Origin of the sequence: Psychromonas antarctica (assembly GCF_022267535.1) — a bacterium.
In the GTDB taxonomy this organism is placed as follows: Bacteria; Pseudomonadota; Gammaproteobacteria; order Enterobacterales; family Psychromonadaceae; genus Psychromonas; species Psychromonas antarctica.
Window position 1 is genome coordinate 1 of the sequence record NZ_JAHNZV010000227.1, and the last position, 1674, is coordinate 1674.

1 rRNA gene is annotated in these 1674 nt (G+C 51.6%); it reads left to right on the forward strand.

What is annotated here, in order from left to right:
- Window positions 1-1620, forward strand: a 23S ribosomal RNA gene (locus tag KSO91_RS17135); the annotation flags it as partial.
- Window positions 1621-1674 lie beyond the last annotated feature (54 nt).

Consider the following 1674-nt stretch of genomic DNA (forward strand, 5'->3'; position numbering starts at 1 on the left):
CCTCCCCGCCGGAAGACCAAGGGTTCCTGTCCAACGTTAATCGGGGCAGGGTGAGTCGACCCCTAAGGCGAGGCCGAAAGGCGTAGTCGATGGGAAACGGGTTAATATTCCCGTACCCTTTATTATTGCGATGGGAGGACGGAGAAGGCTAGGTGGGCCTGGCGATGGTAGTCCAGGTTCAAGTATGTAGGCGGTAGACTTAGGAAAATCCGGGTTTATGTTAACGCTGAGATACGATGTCGAGTCACTAAGGTGATGAAGTCATTGATGCCATGCTTCCAGGAAAAGTCTCTAAGCTTCAGATAATAAAGGATCGTACCCCAAACCGACACAGGTGGTCAGGTAGAGAATACCAAGGCGCTTGAGAGAACTCGGGTGAAGGAACTAGGCAAAATGGTACCGTAACTTCGGGAGAAGGTACGCCACCGACGGTGATTTCCCTTGCGGATTAAGCTGTTGGTGGCCGAAGATACCAGATGGCTGCAACTGTTTATTAAAAACACAGCACTCTGCTAAATCGTAAGATGACGTATAGGGTGTGACGCCTGCCCGGTGCCGGAAGGTTAATTGATGGGGTTAGACTTAGGTCGAAGCTCTTGATCGAAGCCCCGGTAAACGGCGGCCGTAACTATAACGGTCCTAAGGTAGCGAAATTCCTTGTCGGGTAAGTTCCGACCTGCACGAATGGCGTAATGATGGCCATGCTGTCTCCACCCGAGACTCAGTGAAGTTGAAATCGCAGTGAAGATGCTGTGTACCCGCGGCTAGACGGAAAGACCCCGTGCACCTTTACTACAGCTTAGCAGTGAACTTAGAGCCTACATGTGTAGGATAGGTGGGAGGCTTTGAAGCGTTGTCGCCAGATGACGTGGAGCCAACCTTGAAATACCACCCTTGTATGTTTTGAGTTCTAACCATGGCCCCTGAATCGGGGTTTGGGACACTGTTTGGTGGGTAGTTTGACTGGGGCGGTCTCCTCCCAAAGAGTAACGGAGGAGTACGAAGGTTGGCTAATCACGGTCGGACATCGTGAGGTTAGTACAATGGTATAAGCCAGCTTAACTGCGAGACAGACACGTCGAGCAGGTACGAAAGTAGGTCATAGTGATCCGGTGGTTCTGAATGGAAGGGCCATCGCTCAACGGATAAAAGGTACGCCGGGGATAACAGGCTGATACCGCCCAAGAGTTCATATCGACGGCGGTGTTTGGCACCTCGATGTCGGCTCATCACATCCTGGGGCTGAAGTCGGTCCCAAGGGTATGGCTGTTCGCCATTTAAAGTGGTACGCGAGCTGGGTTTAGAACGTCGTGAGACAGTTCGGTCCCTATCTGCCGTGGGCGTTTGAGAATTGAGAGGAGCTGCTCCTAGTACGAGAGGACCGGAGTGGACGAACCGCTGGTGTTCGGGTTGTCATGCCAATGGCATTGCCCGGTAGCTACGTTCGGAATCGATAACCGCTGAAAGCATCTAAGCGGGAAGCGAGCCTCGAGATGAGTTCTCACTGGAGCTTTAAGCTCCCTAAAGGGCCGTTGGAGACTACAACGTTGATAGGCAAGGTGTGTAAGTGCAGTAATGTATTGAGCTAACTTGTACTAATTACCCGTGAGGCTTAACCATACAACACCTAAATGGTGTTGCGTAGCAACGACATTTAGGTGTCCGGCAACAAAT